Origin of the sequence: Microcystis ichthyoblabe FBCC-A1114 (assembly GCF_050500245.1) — a bacterium.
GTDB lineage: Bacteria > Cyanobacteriota > Cyanobacteriia > Cyanobacteriales > Microcystaceae > Microcystis > Microcystis ichthyoblabe_A.
Window position 1 is genome coordinate 2,122,086 of the sequence record NZ_CP191408.1, and the last position, 21,882, is coordinate 2,143,967.

The following is a 21,882-nucleotide window of genomic DNA, read 5'->3' on the forward strand; positions in this document are numbered from 1 at the left end:
ACGCTCCGATCATCTTCTCATAAATGGCTATATCCAGTGAAAAGTTAAAAGTAAAAAAAACGGTGAGATCTACAAATCCCACCGTTTTTTCAAGTCCGTCAACTCAGCTTAGAAACGGAAAGTTGTCCGGATGACACCAACCAAAACGGAGTTACCTTGGTTGTTAGCGTTGAAGACCGCATAGGCACCGGGGGTAATCAGGATGTTTTTGGTGACTGGGAACTTATACTGGGCTTCTACCATGTAAGCGGTGCTGCTTTCTTTATCGGAACGGGGTACTTGACCACCACCTAAAGAGAAGGCCGCACCTTCGGCAAAGAGGTCGAGGACGGAAAGATTAAGGTTCCAAGACCAGATACCAGTGTTATCGTCTCCGATCGCATTATTAACACCAGTGGCCGAGGCATTAGCATAACCCCCCCATGCCCCTAGATTTAAGACTCCAGGGATAACCTGGGCGCTCGCTTGAAGACCGAAACGGTCGGCTACAGTAGCAACGTTACCGAAGGGACGCTCCGTCAGAGGGCTGCTGACGTTACCGAATAAACCAGAACTCATACTAGCCGCAGTTTGATAACTGCGAACATAGACGAAGTTAATATCGGCAAATTTGATGAAGGAGAAACCAACCTGAGCACCCGCACTGTAGGAACCGTTAAATAAACCGCTACCGGGGTTAGGATTGCTGGCTCCATCAGTCCCACCACTAGCTAGGTAGGTTCCTGTGACTTGGAAAACATCCCCGACATTAAATCTGACCGCCGCACCAACACCATCGGGACCGCGGAAGACGATGTTATTGTAGCGTTGACCGCGAGATAAAGCACCTGTACCGCTATCGGCGAGGAAGGGGTTAGTAGTGATGAAAACGTCATCTAGGTTTAACTCGTTAGCACCAACCCAAATGGTGATTTTACCGAAGGGAGTATCGATGGGAGCGCGGTAGAACAAGTCATCGATGGTGACATCGTTGTCCCGGCCATTATCGTATGCTAGACGGGTCATGTTGGTTCTCGTCGGACCACTTTGGTTAAAAGTGTTGTTAAAGTTACCCGCTTGTAAACGGGTTCTTAACAAATCTTTACCGGTGAAGCTGGTTTCAAAGTTGAGACGAACCCGGTTATTAAATACTGTTTGGGTCTGATCTTGATTGGTGCCTCTAGTCACCGTACCGTCGGTATTTCTAAGGAGAGCCTGACCACCGAAGCTATCGGCGACACTGAAGATTACCTCACCTCTGAGTTTGGTGGTGGTAGAAAATTGATTATTTTCCAAGAAAGAAACGCGCTGTTCGAGGTTATCTACTCTCGCCCCTAAAGCCGCTAGTTCGCTTTCAAATTCTTGAACAAGACGTTTTAATTTATCGATGTCTTCTCTGAGTACACCCACACCATCTTGAATTAAACGTTCCATGACGTTCAAACAAGCGTTTAAACCGGCGGCAAATTCCCAACGAGTGGTAGCGCGATCACCACGGAAGGTACGGTCAGGATAACCAACGATACAACCGTAACGTTCCACAAGACTTCTTAATGCCTCGTAGGCCCAAGCGGTGGGAGATACGTCCCGCAGTTGGTTAACGCTAGTCACCTGGGACATGGAACCTTGATAGACACTCGTATTAATCTGCTGACTATTTTGGGCACTCTGAATACGATCGAGTTGCTGCTGCGCAGCCGGATCAATTTTCAGTTGAGGTGTCCCCGACATAGTTTGAGCCACTGCACTGCCAGCAGCTGCCACGGAAGCACCTAATACTAAAGGAGTTACCTTTGCTATATTCTTGAATAGTTTTGACATGGGTCAATCCTCACACCTTATTCTATGGATTGAATGGACTATGAATACAAACAGACTATATGTTCAGCCTGAATTATGATCATATTCTATGCCAATTCCCCCTTGGCTGGGTTAAGTTAATTTTATGATATGACAGAAAAATTTCTGTCTGAATCTTATTAAGATTAGGACTTAGGTACTTGACAAATTAACCATGATGTGCATCAAGGAAAATCCCTCCTTTCAGACTTGCGGCGATTAACTTCCCAAGGATAGCGATCGCTCAAAAGTGATCAAGAAATCACGTTAAAATGCCCGAAACCCGTGTATCACATTTAGTCAATCCTGTCAATGGGTAACTTCTAAAGATTTTGTTAAAATCTCAGCCTTTTCAGTTATCAGTTATCAGATGTGAGTTTTCAGTTCACTGATTACTGTTCACTGATCACTGATAAAATCTCCGCACTCCCCTAACAATAGTTGTGTGAACGAGGGTGGTTAATATATTGCTGGACTTTGGGGTTAGAATATAGCTCGATGCCTAGAGTTAAAAACAGCAGGATTGCTTCTGAAAGCTGAGGGCTAGAGATAAAGACTCGATTCTTAAATTTAAGCACCGAGAAGGGAGATAAAGATGGTCAATTTTGGGCTGAATTCGGCCAGTATCTTAGGAATTTTTCTGGCAGTGGCCGGAGCCGGGTTATACTTCCTGCGCTCGGTGCGGCCGGAACTTTCCCGCGATCATGATATATTTTTTGCCGCCGTTGGGTTATTGTGCGGTTTAATTCTACTTTTTCAAGGGTGGCGACTGGATCCAATTTTGCAATTCGGACAATTTCTGCTGACCGGGGCAGCGGTGTTTTTTGCCTTCGAGACGGTAAAATTAAGGGGTTTAACCACAGAACAGGCCCGCCGCGGCACGTCTTTTGTGGATGAACGTCCTGTGAGTCGGGAATATCGAGCCGAATTGGAACCCCTCGACACCTACGAACCAGAGGAACGTTACGAAGATAATCCCCGTTTACGCGGTTACGATGATCCCCGCTCTTCCCGCACTTCTAGTTATCAGGACGAGGAACCCCGCAGCACCCGCACCCGTCGGCCGGCCGATACCGGCAGTCGCAAAACCGCTAATCGTCGTCCCCGCAATAGTTCCCCCACTAGCGATCGAGATGTTTATGATCAGCGCCGTAGCGGTGATGATTGGGAAGAAACCAGTTCCCGTCCCCGTCGTCGTCCCCCTAGTGAAGAAACGAGCAGTAAACCACCCCGCACTAGCCAAAAACGTCGTCCTCGCCCAATAATTGAGGATGATCCGCCATTTAAAGGGGAATACGTCGATTATCAACCGATCGATTCTAGCGATACCGGCGATCGAGAAGATTGGCAGAGACCGGATAATAGTGAACGGGAGTCGAGTAATGATCATCCGACTAGGTTTGATTATTAAGGAGTAGGTCCGATGACCAAAGCTCCCTTTTTCCTGTTTATCTGCTTGTTTTTAGGGGTTATAGGCGGTTGTAATCTCAATAACCCCGGTTTATCTACAGGAACCCTCAATAGTCGCTATAATGACGAAAAACCTGCCCTGAGTGGTGATGGTCGTTGGCTGGCTTTGCTGTCTAATCGTCGCGGTAGTAATCAGATACTGCTGTATGATTTGCAGACAAAACAATACCAGACCCTAGGGGGATTATATACGGGTCAAGAAATTACCGATAGCCCTAGTTTAAGCCAAACGGGGCGTTATCTGGCTTATGTGGTGATTATTGAGGGTCGTCCCGTCATCGCTTTATATGATCGCATTACCGATCGTTCTGAGTTATTGAGTCAAAATTATCGCGGTTGGTTGCGAAATCCCCGTCTTAGTCCCGATGGTCGTTATCTTGTCTTTGAGTCAGCTCGTCGGGGACAATGGGATGTGGAGGTTCTCGATCGCGGTCCGAATATCGAGTTAGATATTGCCGATGGCAGTCCCGTTGAAAGTCCCAAACCGTGAAACGTTATTTTTTTATTAGTCTTGTTGCTGTAATTAGTTTGTTAACTGGATGTGCGGGTTATCCCAGTTTATTGTCTTTTCCTTTCGATCGAGGGGGGAGAAGTTTAAATAGTGCTGCTAGTGAATTAACTCCCTATCTTGCCTCTCGCTATCTCGTTTTTGCTTCCGATCGCAATGGTTCCCAAGCTATCTATCTTTTTGATGCCATTGATCGTCGTTTATTGTCTTTACCCAGACTAAATTCTCTCGATCAGATCGCTTCTAGTCCTTCCATTAGTGAAGATGGTCGTTATATCGTTTTTACTGCTAGTCGTCAGGGAAAAACGGCTATTTATCTGTATGATCGACAAACTCAACAGAGAAGGGAAATTGCTCCCGATCTGCTCGCAGAAGTACGCAATCCGATCATCAGTGCTGATGGTTCTAAAGTGGCTTTTGAAGCGGCAAAAAATGGGCAATGGGATATTATGATTTACGATCTATCTGGACGGGTATTAGTCAATGAAAATCAGTGATCATTAGACCTCTTGTAAAAATCAAAAATTGTTGTTAGGGTTAGGAGTCAGTAGCCAGTAGTCAGTAGTCAGGAGAATTAAGAATGAATAATAATCAATTAAATAGTCTATTGACAGATTTCATGCTATTTAATCCTTATTTTTGTCGTTTTTGAAACCTCAAAAATTATCCTAAACCCATAGCTTTTAGTCGATGTTCTAGAAATTGTTTTCCCTGTTTTTCCCCGTCAGCAATCAGACGCTGGATATTGGCAGGAGAGCGATCGAGTTTACTTTCATAGTTGAGACTATTGGCCAATTCCGCCGACATTTCGATCATAGGAATATGATAATTCTGATCGAGATCTTCTGGGAAAGATTTAGGAATTTTTAATGGTTCTGTTAATCCGATCTCGCTCAAAAATTCCTCTTTAAAGGCTCCTTTGAGAAATAATTGATTGAGAAAGTCAATCTGATCGAGACCTTGAAATAGGGAAACATTGCCTTCTAATTCATTACGGCGATCAGCAATATCATCGGATTGCACGGGGATCTTATCTCTAGAGGTGGGATTAATTTTAATTACCCAAATTTCATCAGGAATATTTTCGATTCCAACAAATTCACGGCGAATTAAAGAACGGATGGGGGGATTATCGGAAAATAGTCCATCCCAGTAGGCCATAGTTTCAATGGTGACAGCAGGAAAAATGTTAGGAACACAAGCAGAAGCTAGGATATGTTCAATTTTAACTGCTTCCTGGCGCGAGTTAAATTTACTTAATTTTCCTGTGAGGATATTACAGGCCCCCATTAATAAAATTGGTGGTTCTGGTTTAGCTCCCCAAGTGGCTAATTCCGAGAAGTCAATATGCGCTCTTAGTAACTGATCAAAGTTGGTAAAGCGACTGCGTAAACCATAGGTAGCTATAGAAAATAAGGTTTTAGTAATCGGAGAGGAAGGACTGAGATTATACTGGGGAATTAATCCTTTGCTGGCCAATTCTAGAGCTTTAATAGCTGAGTCATTAAATAGTTGTTCTTGGGGAGTTCGAGCGCTATTATCTTCCCAAAAATCAATCATTCTTTTCCAAACGATGCTATCACCTTTTTTGAGAGCATACCAGGTGAAAAAGGCACAGATAGCACCGCCAGAAGTACCACTGAGACTGACAATATTAAAGTAATCTTGTACTTTATTGTCAAATAATGCTTTTAATGCACCGGCAGTAAAAGCAGTTTGACTGCCGCCTCCCTGACAAGCGATCGCGATTTTGGCTTTCATAAATATCCTTTGAATGGCTTCTATCTAAGCCCTAGGGCTTTAATTTAAGGTTAATTGATAAACTTAAAATCGGATGCAAAAATATAGAAATTTTTCTGATTTTCAGAAGAGCTGCCCGGGATATTTTGCCATCACTTCTAGGAAAGGATAAGTAGGTAGGTATTAAAAACTTTCAGATGCCCCCCTTATTAAGGGGGGATTAAAGGGGGGACTAAGGGGGGATCGGCACCCCCCTTATCAAGGGGGGCAGGGGGGATCGAACCTAAAATCCATTGTTAATTTAATTATAACCAGCTACTTAGGATTTCAAGAGAATTGTCTAGGTAATTAGCTGAAGCCATCAGCCTGCGGCTATATTCAAGCGATAATAACTAGAAAAATGGAAAAACTGATAACTGATAACTGATAACTGATAGATTAAATTACCGTGCCGTCGGGAATAGTGGCATTTTTGAAAATAACCACGATGCCGCTGCGAACATAGAAACCTAAATCTTCGCGATTAGCTTCTTCCACACGATCTTTGTTAACAATTAAAACATTGGAACCAATGCGAGCATTTTTGTCCACAATTGCCCGACGAATAGTGGAACCGGGACCGATACCCACGGGAATTTTGGCATTTCCGATCAGACTTTCCCGTTCGGGGAAAGACTCATAAAAGTCGGCTCCCATCAGCATTGTATCCTCGATCGTGCAGTCTTTGCCGACTCGACTACGAATACCTAAAATCGAGTGATGGATGCGAGATTCTTTGAGAATACAACCTTCAGAAATCATCGATTCTGTCACCGTACAATTGAGCATTTTTGTGGGTGGCAGATAGCGAGAACGGGTATAGATGGGGGCTTTTTCATCGTAGAAACTAAAGGCGGGATTTGGTTGTTGGGTCAAGGCGAGATTAGACTCATAAAAGGCTTCAATCGTCCCGATATCCTCCCAGTAACCCTTAAATAAATAAGCCTGAAGATTGTAGTCTTTAGCCGCCGAGGGAATAATTTCCTTGCCGAAATCGGTCTGTTCTTTATTGGCATCGAGCAGATCGATTAAAACATTCTTTTTAAAGACATAAATTCCCATGGAAGCGATGTAGGGACTTTGACGAGCTTGGTCGGGACTTAAGCCTAAAATCGTCGTATCTACCCGCATTCTTTCCAATTCTGCCCCTTTGGGTTTCTCATAAAAATCGACAATTCGCCCCGAATCATTAATTTTCATCACCCCAAAAGCGGAGGCCCGACGTTCATCGATGGGAACCACCGATAAAGTGATATCGGCGTTGGTTTCCCGATGGCGTTCGATGAACTTACCGTAGTCCATGCGATAGAGATGATCTCCGGAGAGAATTAGATATTCATCGATATCCCAATCCTTCATCGTCCAGATATATTGTCGTACTGCGTCGGCCGTGCCTTGAAACCATTGAGGATTTTCCATGGTTTGTTGAGCCGCCAAAACTTCCACGAAACCATCGCTAAAACCCGTAAAATTATAGGTACGATTGAGGTGACGATTGAGGGAAGCGGAATTAAATTGCGTCAACACATAGATTTTGTCAATCTGGGAGTTAATACAATTGCTGACGGGAATATCGATTAAGCGATATTTTCCCGCTAGGGGGACGGCAGGTTTTGCCCGCAGTTTCGTTAACGGATAAAGGCGAGTTCCGGCCCCGCCACCCAAAATAATAGCTAATACTTTTTTCACGCGCGTAACCCTCGCGATTGGCAGTTTCCTTCTCAAAGTAAGTGTAGGATGATAGCGCACCTTATTGATAGAGGGGAAACAAAAATCTAGATCCAAAAGTCATCAAGAGGGAATTGATCGGAGTCTTTGCGGATAAATTCGCTAAAATCATGAATTTTTGGGCTAAATCATTAATATTCACCTTTTTTCTCCCTTTACCGTACCTGGTGACTGCCACGGTGACGGGCGATCGCTGTTCTTGGTTAGCCCAAGGTTCCGATGTACAGACTTTCGGTAAACAAGGTCAAAGTGGGAAAGCTGGCAAGATCGGCGGCCAAGGCAAAAATAGTGACAGTTTAACCCTTTTTCTCGATGGTTCTCCCCTAAAACTCGATATTTCAGGACAAAAAGGGGTCGATGGTGAAAATGGCGGCAATGGCAGCGATGGCAACTGTAGCGGTCAACCTAGCAACGTCACCAGAAATCTTCAGGCGGCCGGTGGTGGCAACGGTGGCAATGGGGGTAATGGTGGTGATGGGGGCAATGGCGGCGCTTTAACCCTCTATGCCACTAATTTAGATTTTTTAAGACAAGTAACGGTCAATGCTGCCGGAGGCGCTGGGGGTTTTGGGGGTCAAGGAGGTCAAGGGGGCAAGGGTTGTCGCTGTTCCCAACCTTTCTGGACAATTCAAACCTGTAGCGGTAGGCCGGGTGATGCCAATTATAGCTGTACCACCAGAGAATTTAGCTGTCAGGACGGTCTGGATGGGGCGACGGGTAATAGTGGTCGTAACGGTCGCGAGGGACGTTTAGGACAGTTAACTTTAATTCAAATCGATCGCCCTTTAACTGCCGATCAACCGAGCGCAACTGTTCCCCTTTCGGAGTTAAAAGAACGGGGTTATATTCTCTCTAAAAATAGTTGGGAAACTCGCACTGGGGCAATGTCTTTATTTTCTCCCGGTTCCCTGATCGATGATCAATATCGGATTTTATTAGATCGATCGGAACGTTCTTTTATTTTAATTTGGAATGCCCCCCAAGAGTTTAACCGGTTTGCTAATCAGCGTTTTACTTTAACCCTCGATGCTCAAAAGGAAATGAAGGTAACTGTCCCCAGTGAACTCTGGATCGAGGGAACCACTCAAAAACGCAATAATGTTACGGAATTTGTCGTTTATAATGCTGTTTTTGAACGAGATGTCACCCAATTAGAAGCAAAAGGTATTACAGGAAATGGTACTGATTTAAGGCTTTTTCTCGAAGATAAAGCTTCCCAATCGAATTTAATTGGCACTAAATTTAAACTGCGTTATCGCGTCACTCGTTGGCAAGCAGACGACCTGCAAACCAGTCCCAGAACTGATTTTGTCACTCGCTATGAAGGAGATATGCCTGCTAATTTAATCCGACAGGAGGGCAATCAATTTATTCTGGATATCGGTCAATTACCCTTACCTGTGGAATCCTTGCGATCGGGTACGGGGGTAGAAATCGAGTTACTTGCTACTCGTTCTTTTGCCGGTTATTCCAAAGAACAAAAAATCGTCATCCGCGACACGATTAAAGGGGCAAATATGCCACGGAGATAAGTCAAAAAAGTTCCCTTCTCCTTTCTCCAGTGCAATGTTAAGTAGGTAGGCGTTAAAAATTATCAACTTACCTCGTCTATATTTCACATTTATTCAGCAAACCCTATCTAACTACCTCTTGCCCCTTGCCTATCCTAACCAAGAAATTAATTTTGCCCTATTACTTATCAGTTCCCATCTGTTGCGTCTAAGCTTTCTATTCCTGTTTAGATTTATGTAGGGGATCCATATAAATCTCTAAGCGCTTAAATACCACAGAGGAAAGGGTAGTTAAAACCAAATAAACTACAGCAACAGCGATATAAATCTCGAAAGCTTTATAGGTAGTGGCCACCATTAATTGACCTTGCCGGAATAATTCTTCAAAACCGATTACTGCCGCTAAACTGGTATCTTTAATTAGGGTGATAAATTCATTCCCCAAGGGCGGCAACATCCGGCGAAAAGCTTGGGGAAAAATCACCTCGTGCATGGTTTGCACTGGGGACATCCCTAAACTAGAACAAGCTTCCCATTGACCATTATCGATCGATTGAATACCGCCGCGCATAATTTCAGCTAAATAGGCCGCTACATTTAAACTTAGGGCAAATAGGGCCGCCGGTAAACGATCTAAGTCGATATTTAAGCCAATTTCTCGGAACAACCCGGGCAAACCAAAATAGATCAAGAATAATTGCACCAGCATCGGTGTTCCCCGAAAGAAATCCACATAGATGCGGCAAATTATTTTTAACCATTTGTAGGGAGAAATCAGGGCAATAGCCACTAAAGTTCCACCGATTAACCCGAACAGAAAAGACAGAACTGTTAACAGAATTGTCCAGGGAACCCCTTTCACAATCAGGTTATAGAATAATTCTCCCCAGTTAAACCTCGATTCCTGTAAATTCTTTAAAGCTGGGGCAACTAAGGGTAATTCTGGCGGTTTTTCTCCAAACCATTGCCTAAAAATAACATCGTACTGACCACTTTCTATAACTCGACCGAGAGCATCATTAATTAACTGGAGATAGGGGGAATTTTTGGGTAAAGCAATGCCGTAGAATTCCTCCGTTAATAATTCTCCGACCACCTTTACTCCCCTTAAACCCGCTTGTTTAATTGCATACAAAGTCACGGGTTTATCGTTAACTACCGCCTCAACTCGACCATTAATTAATTCCTGCAAAGCTAAAGCGGCCGAGTCAAATTGACTAACTGTTGCCCCCGGTATTTTCGCCGCTTCTAAGGCTCCTGTTGTGCCAATTTGGACGGCAATTCTTTTGCCTTTTAAGTCTTCAAAATTTTTAATCGTCTTATTATCTTCCCGAACAGCGATCGCTAAACCAGCCCTAAAATAAGGTCGAGAAAAAGAAATCGCTTGAGCGCGTTCGGCGGTGATGGTCATGCCACTAATAGCGGCTTCCACTGTTCTCGCTTGTAGAGCCGGAATAATGCCATCAAAGGGTAAATTTCTAAAGTCAATGTTGAGATCGGCTTCCTTGCCAATCGCCCGCATTAAATCGATATCAAACCCAGTTAATTGTCCCCCTTGTTGAAATTCAAAGGGCGGAAAAGTCGCTTCTGTGGCGACTCGAAAAGGATTAGGAGGAGTCTGAGAAAAAGCGGGAATAACAGTTAATCCGAGCGCTAAAACTAATCCTAACAAGGCAAAGATAACTCTCTGTACCGCCCGCCCTCGCCAAAATTTAATCATTTTTTAATTGTTTCTCCTTGATTTTTTCGCTCAACTAAGTTAGTAATTTCGTCCTACTTCCCACCCAAGACAGATGTAGAGAGACTATTTGAGTATTATGATTATTCCTCTTGATAAAATGTCGTCAAGGATACAATCTGGCAGAAACTAATCTCGATACCTTTATACAGACAGAATGTAAAATTTTTTACGAGAGGACATCATGACCACTACCACCCCTGTGATTGTTAGTGAAGGTTTACGCAAAAGTTACGGCTCTTTAGAGGTACTTAAAGGAGTTACAGGCACTCTTTATCAAGGGGATGTGGTATCGGTAATCGGTCCCTCTGGCTGCGGCAAAAGTACCTTTTTACGCTGTCTCAATCGTTTGGAAACAATTAACGGCGGCCGCTTGGAGGTGATGGGAATTGACATCTCTTCCCCGAAGTTAAATCAATCGGTCCTCCGCAAGTTACGCAGCCGGGTAAGTATGGTGTTTCAACACTTTAATCTTTTTCCCCATCTCACCGTTTTACAAAACTTGATGTTGGCCCCCAAGCAAGTGTTACACCACTCGGAAAATGAGGCTAAAGAGACCGCAATTCATTATCTGGAAAAGGTGGGTTTGGCCCCAAAAGCCGATGTTTATCCCGACCAATTATCGGGAGGACAAAAACAACGGGTGGCGATCGCTCGCAGTCTCTGCATGAAACCAGAGGTGATTTTATTTGATGAACCCACTTCGGCCCTGGATCCGGAATTAGTCGGGGAAGTGTTAAACGTCATGCGTCAATTGGCCGATGACGGTATGACTATGGTAGTCGTCACCCACGAAATGCAGTTCGCTAAGGAAGTCTCTAACAAGGTTTTGTTCTTTAATCAAGGTGTGATCGAAGAAGCAGGCGATCCCGACACCTTTTTTAATCATCCCCACAGCGAGCGCTTACAAGCCTTTTTAAGTCGCATCAATAGTAATTAGGGTTGGCTGAATTCAGGAGTCAGAAGACAGGAGTCAGAAGACAGGAGTCAGGAGTCAGGAGTCAGGAGATTATTTTTATTTATTCTCCCCACACCCCACACCCTACACCCCACACCCCACACCCCACACCCCACACCCCACACCCCACACCCCACACCCCACTTCCCCAACAATTGTAAAGAAATGTTACAATTATGCCGTTATAACAGCTTACCATCTTGACAGGAGAGAAAGACAGTGGTTATAGTAGAGACACATACCCGGGTAAACCAATTTAGTGATATGCAAGACAAGCAAAAAGTCACACTGTACCTTCCCCCTGGAGTCCATCGTCAACTGAAAATCAAAGCCGCGATCGATGAAGAATCGATGTCAGGGCTGGTGGAAAAAGCGATCGCTTTCTACCTAAAATACCCCGAAAAGGTAGAAGAAATCGAAGCCGCCGCCTACGGCAAAACCTATCAGGTTCATGTCTGTCCCGAGTGTGATGCCGCGTTAGTGATGAAAGAAGATCGGCTAAGGTCGATCAAACGCCAGCCCGCAATAGTGGGCGACGAGTTCCCGCTCGAAGTTCCCGAACCCGTTGGCGTTCAAGGAACCACAGAAGGAGAAGCAGCCTTAGTTCCCTGCTAAACTCTCAGTAGCCGAACAAGGCATCTACAGCCATCAGCCGCCCAAGGTCAAAACCGTTACCACAAATAGGGTCGATGTTATGAAAGAAGAGCTAGGAATTCTCGTCAAGGCTCAGTATCCCCTGATTTACCTCGTCACCTCCGAGGAGGAAAGGGCGGAAGAAGCCATCAGCAAAATAGCCCAACTAAATACACAACATCGACGGGTGTTTGTCTGGACTGTCACCCACGGCATGATCGAACTGGGTCAACCGCGCCAAACCAGTCAACATAATACCGTGTCGCCAGAAGCGGCGATCGAATGGGTAGTGCGTCAACGGGAAGGGGGTATCTACATCTTTAAAGACCTGCATCCGTTCATCACTTCTGCTCCGGTGACTCGCTGGTTAAGAGATGCGATCGCCAGCTTTAAAGGAACCGAAAAAATCATTATTTTAATGTCTCCCCTGCAAGAAGTCCCCATAGAACTAGAGAAAGACGTGGTAGTTCTAGATTTTCCCCTGCCGGACATGGGAGAGTTGGATACGGTTCTCTCGCAACATCTAGGCAAAAATCAAAATCGTCGTACCACCACAGAAGTCCGGGAAAAACTGCTGAAAGCGGCCTTGGGGTTAACCAAAGATGAAGCCGAAAAGGTGTACCGCAAGGCCTATGTAAAAGCCAACAAATTAACGGAAGACGAGGTAGAAATCGTCCTTTCCGAGAAAAAACAACTGATTCGCCGCAACGGAATTTTAGAATACATTGAAGAGGACGAGACCATCAATGCCGTCGGCGGTCTGGAAGAACTAAAAAAATGGTTAAAACAGCGCTCGAACGCCTTTACAGAAAGAGCCAGAGGTTACGGACTCCCCCAACCGAAAGGAATGCTAATTTTAGGAGTACCGGGCTGTGGTAAGTCCTTAATTGCCAAAACCACCTCGCGCCTCTGGAGTTTACCGCTCCTGCGCTTAGATATGGGACGGGTTTACGATGGTTCCATGGTGGGACGGTCCGAGGCTAACCTGCGTAATGCCTTAAAAACTGCCGAATCCATCTCTCCGGCCATTCTTTTCATCGATGAATTAGATAAAGCTTTTGCCGGTGGTACAGGATCCGCCGATTCCGATGGGGGAACCTCTAGCCGCATCTTCGGCTCCTTCCTGACTTGGATGCAGGAAAAAACCTCGCCCGTCTTCGTTATGGCCACAGCTAACCGGATTGAACGGCTACCCGGGGAATTTCTCCGCAAGGGGCGCTTCGATGAAATCTTCTTTGTCGATTTGCCCAATTCCGAAGAAAGACAAGATATCTTTAATATTCACCTGACTAAACGACGCTCCGACATTTCTCGCTTCGATTTGGAGCAGTTAGCCAAGGTATCCGATGGGTTTTCCGGTGCGGAAATAGAACAGGCGCTGATTGCCGCCATGTATGAGGCCTTCGCCCAAGATCGCGAATTCACGCAATTAGACATTATTGCGGCGATTAAGGCGACTCTGCCCCTATCTCGCACCATGACCGAACAGGTAACTGCCCTGCGTGATTGGGCCAGACAACGCGCCCGACCTGCTTCGGCCTCCGTCGCTGAGTACCAGCGATTGGAGTTCTAACAGACTTTCGCCCGCTCCCAACGGGATGAAAGGCTAGTTCTCAGGGACTAGCAATGCCTCGAAAAGCCGCTTGGCGGCACTCTTTAACTCTCAATCTGTTGTTGTTAATTCTTAATCTACAAAGAGGAAATTCCAATGTCTCATTTCAGCACTCTCCGGACCAAAATCACCGATGCCGAAATCCTCAAAGCTTCTCTCCGCGACCTAGGTATTAGCGTAAAAACCGAAGCTGATGTTCGTGGTTACAACGGTCAACGGGTTCGCTCTGACATCGTTGCTGTTCTCGATGGCGAATATGATCTCGGTTGGTCCCGCAATACCGACGGCAGTTTCGATTTAATCGCTGACCTCTGGGGTGTGGCCAAAAAACACAATCAAACCGAATTGATCAACTCGATCAACCAAAAATACGCTGTGAACAAAACCCTATCCGAAGTGAAACAGCGCGGTCTGCAAAACGCTAACGTTAAGCTAGTCGTTCAAAGCTAAGATTTACAGCGCGTTCCCAAGCCTAGGGGTTGACCAGTTCGGTTAACCCTTTTTTCTGTCTGTGGGGTATGTTAAGAATAGTAAAATTAACTTGACAAAAATGCTCCGACCCGAAGAAAGAACTAAACTCGATCCGACGAAAGACAGCGATTTTTATGCTTTTCCCCGCTTTGTCACCCACGTGGATGAGGGTTTTATCGATCGATTAACCGCTCTCTATCGAGAGATATTATCGCCGAATACGCGCATTTTAGACCTGATGAGCAGCTGGGTGTCCCATTTACCGGAGGAGATGGAATTCGAGCATATCGAAGGTCACGGGATGAATAGGGAGGAGTTAGCCAAAAATCCCCGCTTGCATAGTTATTTTGTCCAAGATCTCAATGCACAGCCAAAATTGCCCCTAGGGGATAGTTCTTTTGATGCGGTGTTAATCACGGTGTCGGTGCAGTATTTGCAGTATCCAGAGGCGATTTTTGCGGAACTGTATCGCATTTTAAAGCCTAATGGTCTGGTGGTGGTCAGTTTTTCCAATCGGATGTTTTACCAAAAAGCGATCGCTGCTTGGCGCGATAATAGCGATTTAGGCCGGGTAGCGTTAGTGAAATCCTATTTTAAATCGGTGGCGGGATTTAGGGAAGTACAGGCGATCGTTCGTCCTGCTACTACCCCCAGTTTCCTGCAAATGTTAGGAATTATGGTTGCTGATCCCTTCTATGCAGTGATAGGAAAAAAAGAATCTTCTCTAGGATTATAATCACCGTTAACAATCAGATGGCTATTCCGATAATATCTGTAATTCGTTGGAATAGCCTATTTGATCTGTCCTGGTTTATTGTTCACTTGTGTTGGATGTAATTCCTCCGCAAACTGTAAACTAAGAGATTTGTGTAAGTATTGCCAGAGGATTTAACGAATACTTACAAGAATATCTCGATCTACAATATCAACTGATAATGCAAACTGGTGTAAGTACTCTCTAAAGTTGTTGAACATCAATAATTACCTCGAAATCGTTGGCATTTTTTCAAGAAAACCTGCTACATTTTTTATTCTATCAATCACAAAATCACGCTCTAAATATGACAGCAAAGCTCCAGCTTTTGGCCCACGCTCTTTACCTAAGAACGATAAATAAACAGCTTTAAATGCAAGGGGTTGCTGCATTTCTAACTCTTTTGCTGTTGCAAATAAAGTTGTTTGCAATTCGTCAGCTTCCCAAACCTTAACATCTGTCAAGCTATGAGTTAGCTGTCTGAGATAAGCAACCTGTTCCAGAGTCAAGTCCCTAACTTTCTCAGGAACCCTGTCAAGATAAAGAACCAATTTCTCTTCTTCGTCAGCATAGTCCGCCAACCATTTTTGGGCAACTGAAATCCTTTGATTGGCAATTTGCCAATCATATTCTTTTAAAGGCTGAGTACTACGTTTTTCAATCTCTTGACGAATATCGAGGTGAGGCACTTGCAGTAAAGAAATCAGCGTGCTGAGATCAACAGGATGGTAAGGCTTAATTGCTCCATCAAGTTGAGAGTAAAACAATGGCATTAACTCTTCAGGCAAAGCAGATTCTTGCTGGGCATCTGCTGATAAAGCTTGATACTTATCAGCTAGAGAATCGTAGTCTCTAAATAGCCTGGTTGTCGTTTCATAATTGGGCGCAAAGTTAATAACCGTCTTAGGCTGAGTTCGTAGCATTAAAAATCGAAGTAGCTCAGGAGGAAGTAACTCAGCAATTTCTTTGGCGCTTGAACCAACCCCCTTTGATGAACTCATCTTCGTGCCATTGACCAAAATGAATTCGTAGGGTGAATGGAAAGGTGGCTGTTTTCGTAGCACTTTTCGGCAAATTGCATTCGCAACATCTCTAGATCCTCCTTTCTGGGAGTGATCTTTACCCGCAAGCTCAATGGTGATTCCCAATAGATCCCACTTTGCCACCCACTCAACTTTCCAAGGTAATTTACCATTGCCATCAAAAGGAGAAACCCAGCCTGAATGACCACAACCTTGAACCCAATCCGTTGCATCAGGTTTGCAAGTGTAGAAAACTTCTGACCCGTTATAATCTGACACAACCGTTGTTGCAATCTTGCCGCAATTTTCACAAGCGATCTGAAAGGGATACCAGTTATCTGGCCGACGCGCTTTGCTCACCTCTAGATAGGCTTCTCTGACCAAATGAGCGTTTTTGAGGAAGGTATCAATGTAGGAATTTAATCGACCTGAGCGGTATAGATCACGCAAATAGTAAACCTCTGGTCTAACCCCCAAATGCTCGAAAACCTCTAGAAACTCCCCCATGAAGTACTTTGCATAATCGCTGGCACTATTGTCCGGTGAAGGGACATTGCAAAGGGGAAACCCTAAGTAAGGTGCAAACTTCTCTCGATCGAGATAATGGGGAACAGTATCAAGTGCATCATAATCATCAACACCATAGAGGAATTTCGATGATTTACCAGAATGTTTCAAGGCTCGATAAATCACATCATGGATCACAACCCCTCTCAACGATCCAACATGAACTCTTCCAGATGGGGTTTTTGAATCGTTGACAACTTGGTTTCCTTGTGCATCCGCAGCAATTTTGTCAGCCCAAAACATGAATTAACCTTATGTATCTACAGTCTTTACATTTTACATTCTAAAGGAATATCTAACACTTGACATACTGGGTTATCTGGAGTAGGTCGAGATGAGGTGTAAATCTTTGGCCTGGGTTCAGGGGGTAGTCTTCTTTGTGCCATCTAATTAAAGACAAGATATCTTTAATATGCCTCGACTTCCCCGTATAAACATACTAACTATGGCTAAAAGTCTTACAGAGCCTGAGTTAAATCAACACAATACTAATGGACTACTGGACACAAAATCCTGAAGTCTTTACGCGGATAGGGTTTGAGGCAAAAACTTTCAAATTTGACCTTTGGACCGTTATAGCTTGTTTCGGGGCAGAAAACCAGCAAAAACATGGCTACAGAGGGAATCGCTTACTCTAGAGATTAATGACACTATCTGTTACCATCAGGTTAGGGATCACTATACAGCCAACTCTACGGAATCGCTCTACTCCAGATACAGTCAATGGTACATCGGCTCGACGGCCCAACTGAGCATCGCCGAACGTCCATTTTTAAGCGAAAAATGTACCCAGTAGCCTCTTGGCAATTTTTTCTGAGAAGCGACCTGCAGTAAGGGTTTTGTTGATTTTTTAGTATTTATGTATGGGGGAAGTCCAGATATATTTTCAAATCCTCGAATAGCAGATTTTTTATTAGTTATATAAATAAGTAGTCGTGCAAAATTAATTTCCTAGTGAAGATAGGCAAGAGGCAAGAGGCAAGAGCGGGGTTAGATATGTGTAATTAATTTTGCTTAGGTACTTATGTTGATCAATATTCTTGATTTCCTTATTTTTGAGAAAAATATAGATAACCGCATAGGTCAGAAATGTTGAATCCTTAGATAAAACTTTATACACAAGCTGAAATTGCAAAAGTGTTTTAGACAAACTCAATTATAAACAAAGTAGTGCAATTGAGAATTTAACTTATCTTATCCTATTTTTAGCCCTGAAATATATGATAGCGATGATAGTTTAAAAAATCCAAATCCGGTGAGAAGCGATCGGGAACATTTAAAGTTTTACCGCGATAGTTGATAAAATTTAGTTCTAACGTCTCGCTACCTTGATCCTGAGCCTTTTTTTCGATCTCATGGCCAATAATTAATCTTAAATCCTCATCGAAACTAATTAAACCTCGATCGAAAGCAGTATCATGAGTACGAGCTAGGCACAGGCCATTATGAGGGTTTAAACGCTGTTCGGGAAATTGACTCCAGGGTAATATATGACTAGCTGTTAGTAAGAGAGGAATGGGATTTCCTGTAATACAGCAACGATAGTTATATAGGGCTAAAATTGTCTTTCTAAAAAAGTTTTGTCCGATTCTAACTTTTCTGATTGCCTCGGTTTCTGTTTTGATATTTTCTAAAAAATCAAGTCTAGTAAAATCCTCTTGCTGTTCGTTGATAACTCCTAAAAGAACCTGTAATTTTTCCTCACTTTCTAGGGCTAATTCTGTCCAGTTATCCTCGAACTCCTGCCAGATTTGCCGATCAGCTTTACTGATACCTTTTAAACCCTGTACTCCTCGCAATTGATGCCTGGGATCGAGAGAACCAAAATTACATAATTTCATCACCAGGGCCGATGGTGTTCGCTGTAACTTTTCAGCGACTTCGATAATAACAGGATTATTGGTGTGGAATTGTCCATAGGGAAATTTATAGTATAAATTGAGAGCGATCAGCAGCTCATCCCTTGTCCATAAATTCTTAGTCATAACCCCTAGAAAATACCACCATCAGCCCTGAAATTACTGCTCAAATCAAATCGGGAAAAACTTCGCGCACTGCTGGATGAATTAACCGATGATTGGCGACATTTAACCCCTTAGCGAGGGAAACATCTTGATCCAAAGCTTTTACTCCATGGTCGGCTAATTTAATAACGTAGGGTAGGGTACTATTATTTAAAGCTTGAGTTGCCGTCCAGGGTACTGCTCCAGGCATATTAGGGACACCATAATGTACTACTCCCGACTCCAAGTAAGTCGGTTGACTGTGGGAAGTGGCCCGCAGAGTTTCCACGCAGCCCCCTTGGTCCACTGCCACATCGACAATTACAGAACCAGGGCGCATTTTGGCGACTAAAGAGCGAGAAACCAGCGTCGGCGCTCGTTTTCCTAAGACTAGCACTGCCCCAATCAATAAATCAGCCCTAGGAACCACATTTTCTAATTGTGCCGGGCTACTATAAAGCAATTCTACCCTGGAACCGAATAAAGTCTCTAAATAGGCCAAGCGATCGACGTTAATATCTAAAATAGTTACTTTTGCCCCCATACCGATGGCAATTCTAGCCGCTTCCGTACCCACCACACCCCCGCCAAGGACAACCACTTGTCCAGGACTCACCCCGGGGAAACCCCCCAGTAAAACTCCCCTACCTCCCTGTTGTTTTTCCAGATAGCGGGCCCCAAATTGTACCGAAAGACGACCGGCAATAACACTCATGGGAGTTAAGAGAGGCAAGCGACCATCAGCAAGCTCGACCGTTTCATAAGCGATCGCAGTTGTTCCCGACTCAATTAATGCTTCCGTTAAATAGCGCTCGGCCGCTAGGTGTAAATAGGTGAATAGGAGAGCTTCCTTATTTAAAAAGCCGTATTCTGCCTTAAGCGGCTCTTTTACCTTGACAACTAGCGGTTTATCCCAAACTTGTGCCGCTTTTTCCACAATTTTGGCCCCGGCTTTTTGGTAATCCTCATCGCTGAATCCAGCACCCAATCCGGCGGCCGTTTCCACGAATACCCTATGACCGCGATCATTGAGTACACGCACACTACTGGGACTTAAACCGACGCGAAACTCTTGATCTTTAATCTCTTTGGGAACACCTATTTCCATGGTTTGCTTCTGGGGGACTATTTCTAACTAGGGTATGCTGAAAAAGTTTTTCGGTGGGGGTAGGGTGTGGGGTGTAGGGTGTAGGGTTTTAGCCATTTTCAGGGGAAAAGTCCCGGAATTTCCCCCCGGATCACTCCAAAGGCCAGTACTTATCGAACAATGTTTTTAGATTTATTCAGCCAACCCTATAGTTGCGAGTAATCAGGCATACTATTTGGGAATTTTAGCGACTTTTTTGGTATTCTTCCAGCAAATCGATTAAATCCACCTGACATTTGGTGGGTAACAAATCCGCTAGAGAAACTTGCAGATGACCACCTCCGAGGGTGACTTTTATCTCCCGCAGGAGAGACATGACTGCATTCTCACTTAAACTGTCGTTTTCGAGCAAAGGGAAGACTTTTTCGGCAACGACGCTGTGTAAATGGGCCTCCCGGAGATAGAGATGCCATTTAGCCACGTCAATGTAGATATTGTCGCCGATTTGGGCGGCCAGATTTTCGATGTCCTGAGTTGTGTTAGCCATGGGGTGTTACCGAGTAGTTAGCGATCGCCGCTATATAAATCAAATGTCCCACCAATAGAATAGCCCAAATTCCCGTGAACAGATTCAACCAAGTCCAATCGGAAAATTTAATGATATGAAAAAACCACAACCCTGAATTAATCGCTAAAAAAGCCGCCACATGAACGGCGAAATTCATGCGATCATCTAAACGTCGGAAAGCGGGATCGTTTTTGCGATCGGGTTGACGGGGCCAACGAGGAGGCATAAGCAGTGATCAGTTGTCAATTATCAGTTATCAGTGTACCGGTTTTTTAGCCAATAGATAACGTCATCGACTGGTCGGGAAAGAAACTGGTCAAACTAATCCTATTGAAAGATTAAATAATACCTTTCGACAAAGGATTTCTCGGCTGGTGAGAGAGAGTCTATCTTTCTCTAAAAAAATGGAGAATCACCTTGAGGAATCCTTTGGTATTTTATCCATGACTACAATGCACAGCAAAGCAAAGGATTAAACCGCCATCACTACTACCGAATCACCAGCCACTAGGAAATTTATTTTGCACTACTACTTAACCAGTAATATTAGATAGTCAACTTACCAAAAAGCTTTAAAATATCTTGGCAGGAAGACTGGTTATTCTCTGGGGAAACCCAGAGAATGTCCCGATCAGCGAAAAAATCAAGGGAAAGATGGGCAGTATTTTAAGTGTGGCGCCGATGATGGATTATACCGATCGCCATTTTCGCTATTTTTTGCGACAAATTAGCCGTTGTCCCCTTCTCTACACGGAAATGATCACGACGATGGCGATTAAACACGGCGATCGCTATAAGTTGCTGGGGTTCTCCCTAGCAGAAAAACCTCTAGCTTTGCAGTTAGGGGGTGATAATCCCTATCTTTTGGCAGAATGTGCTAAAATAGCCGAAGATATGGGTTATGACGAGGTAAATCTCAATGTGGGTTGTCCTAGTTCTAGGGTAAAAGAGGGCAATTTCGGCGCTTGTTTGATGGCTAACCCGGAATTAGTCGCTAGGGGAATATCGGCAATGAATCAAGCTGTATCGATTCCCGTGACTGTAAAACAGAGAATTGGTATTGATGATCAGGATAGTTACGAAAATATGGCGAATTTTGTCCGTATTGTCGCAGATGCGGGTTGTCAACGTTTTACCATCCATGCGCGGAAAGCTTGGTTACAGGGATTAAGTCCCAAGGAAAATCGCACCGTCCCCCCCTTACGTTACGATGATGTTTATCGCCTAAAAAATCAGTTTCCCCATTTGTTTATTGAGATTAATGGCGGTATCATTAATTTAGAACAGGCTAGACAACATTTACAATTAGTAGATGCAGTTATGATCGGTCGGGCAGCCTACGATAATCCCTATTTGTTTGCCACAGTCGATCGAGATTTTTATGGGGAATCGGTTACTCCTCCTACCCGGGAAGAAGTAATCAAAAAAATGCTTCCCTACATCGATGAATGGGTGAGTAAAGGTTATAAATTACACCAGATCAGCAAACATCTTTTACAGCTTTTTGCCGGTCAGCCCGGAACTAAGGCCTGGAAGCGTTATATTAGTGAAAATAGCCATTTTCCTGGGGCCGATTCTGGGCTAATCTGGCAAGCTTTACAGCAGGTAAACTACCTAAATGATCTGGCCAATTCCCATTAATTTATTTTCTTTTC

General features: G+C 44.2%; 19 protein-coding genes and 1 pseudogene. 11 read left to right on the forward strand and 9 right to left on the reverse strand.

The features are described 5' to 3' along the window. Window positions 1-108 precede the first annotated feature (108 nt). Window positions 109-1,800 (reverse strand): iron uptake porin, encoded by a 1,692-nt coding sequence (locus tag ACQY1Y_RS10315; RefSeq protein ID WP_430014512.1) that lies wholly within the window; start codon window positions 1,798-1,800, stop codon window positions 109-111. Between the two features lie 613 nt (window positions 1,801-2,413). Between ACQY1Y_RS10315 and ACQY1Y_RS10320 the strand changes: the two genes are divergently transcribed. The 3 genes from ACQY1Y_RS10320 to ACQY1Y_RS10330 are packed head-to-tail and all read left to right on the forward strand — an operon-like array spanning window position 2,414 to window position 4,293. Next, window positions 2,414-3,229, forward strand: a complete 816-nt coding sequence (locus tag ACQY1Y_RS10320) for a Ycf66 family protein (protein ID WP_430014513.1) — start codon at window positions 2,414-2,416, stop codon at window positions 3,227-3,229. 12 nt (window positions 3,230-3,241) lie between these two features. After that, complete coding sequence (locus ACQY1Y_RS10325; RefSeq protein WP_002732502.1) at window positions 3,242-3,778, forward strand: TolB family protein; 537 nt, start codon at window positions 3,242-3,244, stop codon at window positions 3,776-3,778. After that, window positions 3,775-4,293 carry a TolB family protein gene (locus tag ACQY1Y_RS10330; protein ID WP_430014514.1) on the forward strand — a complete coding sequence of 173 codons (519 nt, stop codon included), beginning with the start codon at window positions 3,775-3,777 and terminating at the stop codon, window positions 4,291-4,293. The genes ACQY1Y_RS10325 and ACQY1Y_RS10330 overlap by 4 nt, the downstream gene beginning before the upstream one ends. Window positions 4,294-4,459: 166 nt before the next feature. Here ACQY1Y_RS10330 and ACQY1Y_RS10335 read toward each other — a convergent pair whose 3' ends face one another. Both ACQY1Y_RS10335 and ACQY1Y_RS10340 read right to left on the reverse strand, forming a co-directional pair. Further along, window positions 4,460-5,557, reverse strand: coding sequence for a patatin-like phospholipase family protein (locus ACQY1Y_RS10335; RefSeq protein ID WP_430014515.1), 1,098 nt, complete (start codon window positions 5,555-5,557; stop codon window positions 4,460-4,462). 417 nt (window positions 5,558-5,974) lie between these two features. Beyond that, window positions 5,975-7,264, reverse strand: coding sequence for a glucose-1-phosphate adenylyltransferase (locus ACQY1Y_RS10340; protein WP_002733318.1), 1,290 nt, complete (start codon window positions 7,262-7,264; stop codon window positions 5,975-5,977). 206 nt (window positions 7,265-7,470) lie between these two features. On the opposite strand from ACQY1Y_RS10340, the gene ACQY1Y_RS10345 reads away from it, so the two are divergent. Next, window positions 7,471-8,835, forward strand: coding sequence for a hypothetical protein (locus ACQY1Y_RS10345; RefSeq protein ID WP_043998533.1), 1,365 nt, complete (start codon window positions 7,471-7,473; stop codon window positions 8,833-8,835). Window positions 8,836-9,031: 196 nt separating this feature from the next. On the opposite strand, the gene ACQY1Y_RS10350 is transcribed toward ACQY1Y_RS10345, so the two are convergent. Then, window positions 9,032-10,534, reverse strand: coding sequence for an ABC transporter permease subunit (locus tag ACQY1Y_RS10350; RefSeq protein WP_430014516.1), 1,503 nt, complete (start codon window positions 10,532-10,534; stop codon window positions 9,032-9,034). A 202-nt stretch (window positions 10,535-10,736) separates the two neighbouring features. Between ACQY1Y_RS10350 and ACQY1Y_RS10355 the strand changes: the two genes are divergently transcribed. The 5 genes from ACQY1Y_RS10355 (at window position 10,737) to ACQY1Y_RS10375 (ending at window position 14,962) form a co-directional block, all read left to right on the forward strand. Beyond that, window positions 10,737-11,492 (forward strand): amino acid ABC transporter ATP-binding protein, encoded by a 756-nt coding sequence (locus ACQY1Y_RS10355; RefSeq protein ID WP_430014517.1) that lies wholly within the window; start codon window positions 10,737-10,739, stop codon window positions 11,490-11,492. Between the two features lie 282 nt (window positions 11,493-11,774). Beyond that, the gene (locus ACQY1Y_RS10360; protein WP_036395550.1) at window positions 11,775-12,125 is read left to right on the forward strand and encodes a hypothetical protein; all 351 of its coding nucleotides are present in this window, start codon (window positions 11,775-11,777) and stop codon (window positions 12,123-12,125) included. A gap of 79 nt (window positions 12,126-12,204) precedes the next feature. Further along, window positions 12,205-13,716 carry an AAA family ATPase gene (locus ACQY1Y_RS10365; protein ID WP_016514970.1) on the forward strand — a complete coding sequence of 504 codons (1,512 nt, stop codon included), beginning with the start codon at window positions 12,205-12,207 and terminating at the stop codon, window positions 13,714-13,716. 135 nt (window positions 13,717-13,851) lie between these two features. Continuing rightward, on the forward strand, window positions 13,852-14,205 hold the full coding sequence (locus ACQY1Y_RS10370) for a DUF1257 domain-containing protein (RefSeq protein WP_002731874.1): 354 nt from the start codon (window positions 13,852-13,854) through the stop codon (window positions 14,203-14,205). A 100-nt stretch (window positions 14,206-14,305) separates the two neighbouring features. Continuing rightward, complete coding sequence (locus ACQY1Y_RS10375) at window positions 14,306-14,962, forward strand: class I SAM-dependent methyltransferase (RefSeq protein ID WP_002741401.1); 657 nt, start codon at window positions 14,306-14,308, stop codon at window positions 14,960-14,962. 245 nt (window positions 14,963-15,207) lie between these two features. On the opposite strand, the gene lysS is transcribed toward ACQY1Y_RS10375, so the two are convergent. The 5 genes from lysS to ACQY1Y_RS10400 all read right to left on the reverse strand — a co-directional run bounded on the left by lysS (window position 15,208) and on the right by ACQY1Y_RS10400 (window position 20,453). Next, entirely contained in the window at window positions 15,208-16,812 is a 1,605-nt protein-coding gene (lysS, locus tag ACQY1Y_RS10380) for a lysine--tRNA ligase (protein ID WP_149108128.1), read from the reverse strand. A gap of 962 nt (window positions 16,813-17,774) precedes the next feature. Further along, entirely contained in the window at window positions 17,775-18,554 is a 780-nt protein-coding gene (locus tag ACQY1Y_RS10385; protein ID WP_004158479.1) for an HNH endonuclease, read from the reverse strand. Between the two features lie 40 nt (window positions 18,555-18,594). Next, a complete protein-coding gene (gene ald, locus ACQY1Y_RS10390) occupies window positions 18,595-19,680 on the reverse strand; it encodes an alanine dehydrogenase (RefSeq protein ID WP_430014518.1) in 1,086 nt (361 codons plus the stop codon). A 223-nt stretch (window positions 19,681-19,903) separates the two neighbouring features. After that, a complete protein-coding gene (locus ACQY1Y_RS10395) occupies window positions 19,904-20,206 on the reverse strand; it encodes a DUF3181 family protein (RefSeq protein WP_002734773.1) in 303 nt (100 codons plus the stop codon). After that, window positions 20,199-20,453, reverse strand: coding sequence for a hypothetical protein (locus ACQY1Y_RS10400; RefSeq protein WP_002732278.1), 255 nt, complete (start codon window positions 20,451-20,453; stop codon window positions 20,199-20,201). Before ACQY1Y_RS10400 ends, ACQY1Y_RS10395 begins: the two co-directional genes overlap by 8 nt. Window positions 20,454-20,514: 61 nt before the next feature. Here ACQY1Y_RS10400 and ACQY1Y_RS10405 point away from each other — a divergent pair. Both ACQY1Y_RS10405 and dusA read left to right on the forward strand, forming a co-directional pair. Next, window positions 20,515-20,738: pseudogene (locus tag ACQY1Y_RS10405) on the forward strand (IS1 family transposase); the annotation flags it as partial. Window positions 20,739-20,881: 143 nt separating this feature from the next. Continuing rightward, entirely contained in the window at window positions 20,882-21,868 is a 987-nt protein-coding gene (dusA, locus tag ACQY1Y_RS10410) for a tRNA dihydrouridine(20/20a) synthase DusA (protein ID WP_287235032.1), read from the forward strand. Window positions 21,869-21,882: the final 14 nt, after the last annotated feature.

Bases quoted from the DNA above. Each gene is read 5' to 3' on its own strand.
- ACQY1Y_RS10375 (WP_002741401.1), top strand. From the start codon at position 14,306: ATGCTCCGACCCGAAGAAAGAACTAAACTCGATCCGACGAAAGACAGC.
- ald (WP_430014518.1), bottom strand. From the start codon at position 19,680: ATGGAAATAGGTGTTCCCAAAGAGATTAAAGATCAAGAGTTTCGCGTC.
- ACQY1Y_RS10315 (WP_430014512.1), bottom strand. From the start codon at position 1,800: ATGTCAAAACTATTCAAGAATATAGCAAAGGTAACTCCTTTAGTATTA.
- dusA (WP_287235032.1), top strand. From the start codon at position 20,882: ATGGGCAGTATTTTAAGTGTGGCGCCGATGATGGATTATACCGATCGC.
- ACQY1Y_RS10350 (WP_430014516.1), bottom strand. From the start codon at position 10,534: ATGATTAAATTTTGGCGAGGGCGGGCGGTACAGAGAGTTATCTTTGCC.
- ACQY1Y_RS10335 (WP_430014515.1), bottom strand. From the start codon at position 5,557: ATGAAAGCCAAAATCGCGATCGCTTGTCAGGGAGGCGGCAGTCAAACT.
- ACQY1Y_RS10360 (WP_036395550.1), top strand. From the start codon at position 11,775: ATGCAAGACAAGCAAAAAGTCACACTGTACCTTCCCCCTGGAGTCCAT.
- ACQY1Y_RS10325 (WP_002732502.1), top strand. From the start codon at position 3,242: ATGACCAAAGCTCCCTTTTTCCTGTTTATCTGCTTGTTTTTAGGGGTT.
- ACQY1Y_RS10400 (WP_002732278.1), bottom strand. From the start codon at position 20,453: ATGCCTCCTCGTTGGCCCCGTCAACCCGATCGCAAAAACGATCCCGCT.
- lysS (WP_149108128.1), bottom strand. From the start codon at position 16,812: ATGTTTTGGGCTGACAAAATTGCTGCGGATGCACAAGGAAACCAAGTT.
- ACQY1Y_RS10365 (WP_016514970.1), top strand. From the start codon at position 12,205: ATGAAAGAAGAGCTAGGAATTCTCGTCAAGGCTCAGTATCCCCTGATT.
- ACQY1Y_RS10395 (WP_002734773.1), bottom strand. From the start codon at position 20,206: ATGGCTAACACAACTCAGGACATCGAAAATCTGGCCGCCCAAATCGGC.
- ACQY1Y_RS10370 (WP_002731874.1), top strand. From the start codon at position 13,852: ATGTCTCATTTCAGCACTCTCCGGACCAAAATCACCGATGCCGAAATC.
- ACQY1Y_RS10355 (WP_430014517.1), top strand. From the start codon at position 10,737: ATGACCACTACCACCCCTGTGATTGTTAGTGAAGGTTTACGCAAAAGT.
- ACQY1Y_RS10320 (WP_430014513.1), top strand. From the start codon at position 2,414: ATGGTCAATTTTGGGCTGAATTCGGCCAGTATCTTAGGAATTTTTCTG.
- ACQY1Y_RS10385 (WP_004158479.1), bottom strand. From the start codon at position 18,554: ATGACTAAGAATTTATGGACAAGGGATGAGCTGCTGATCGCTCTCAAT.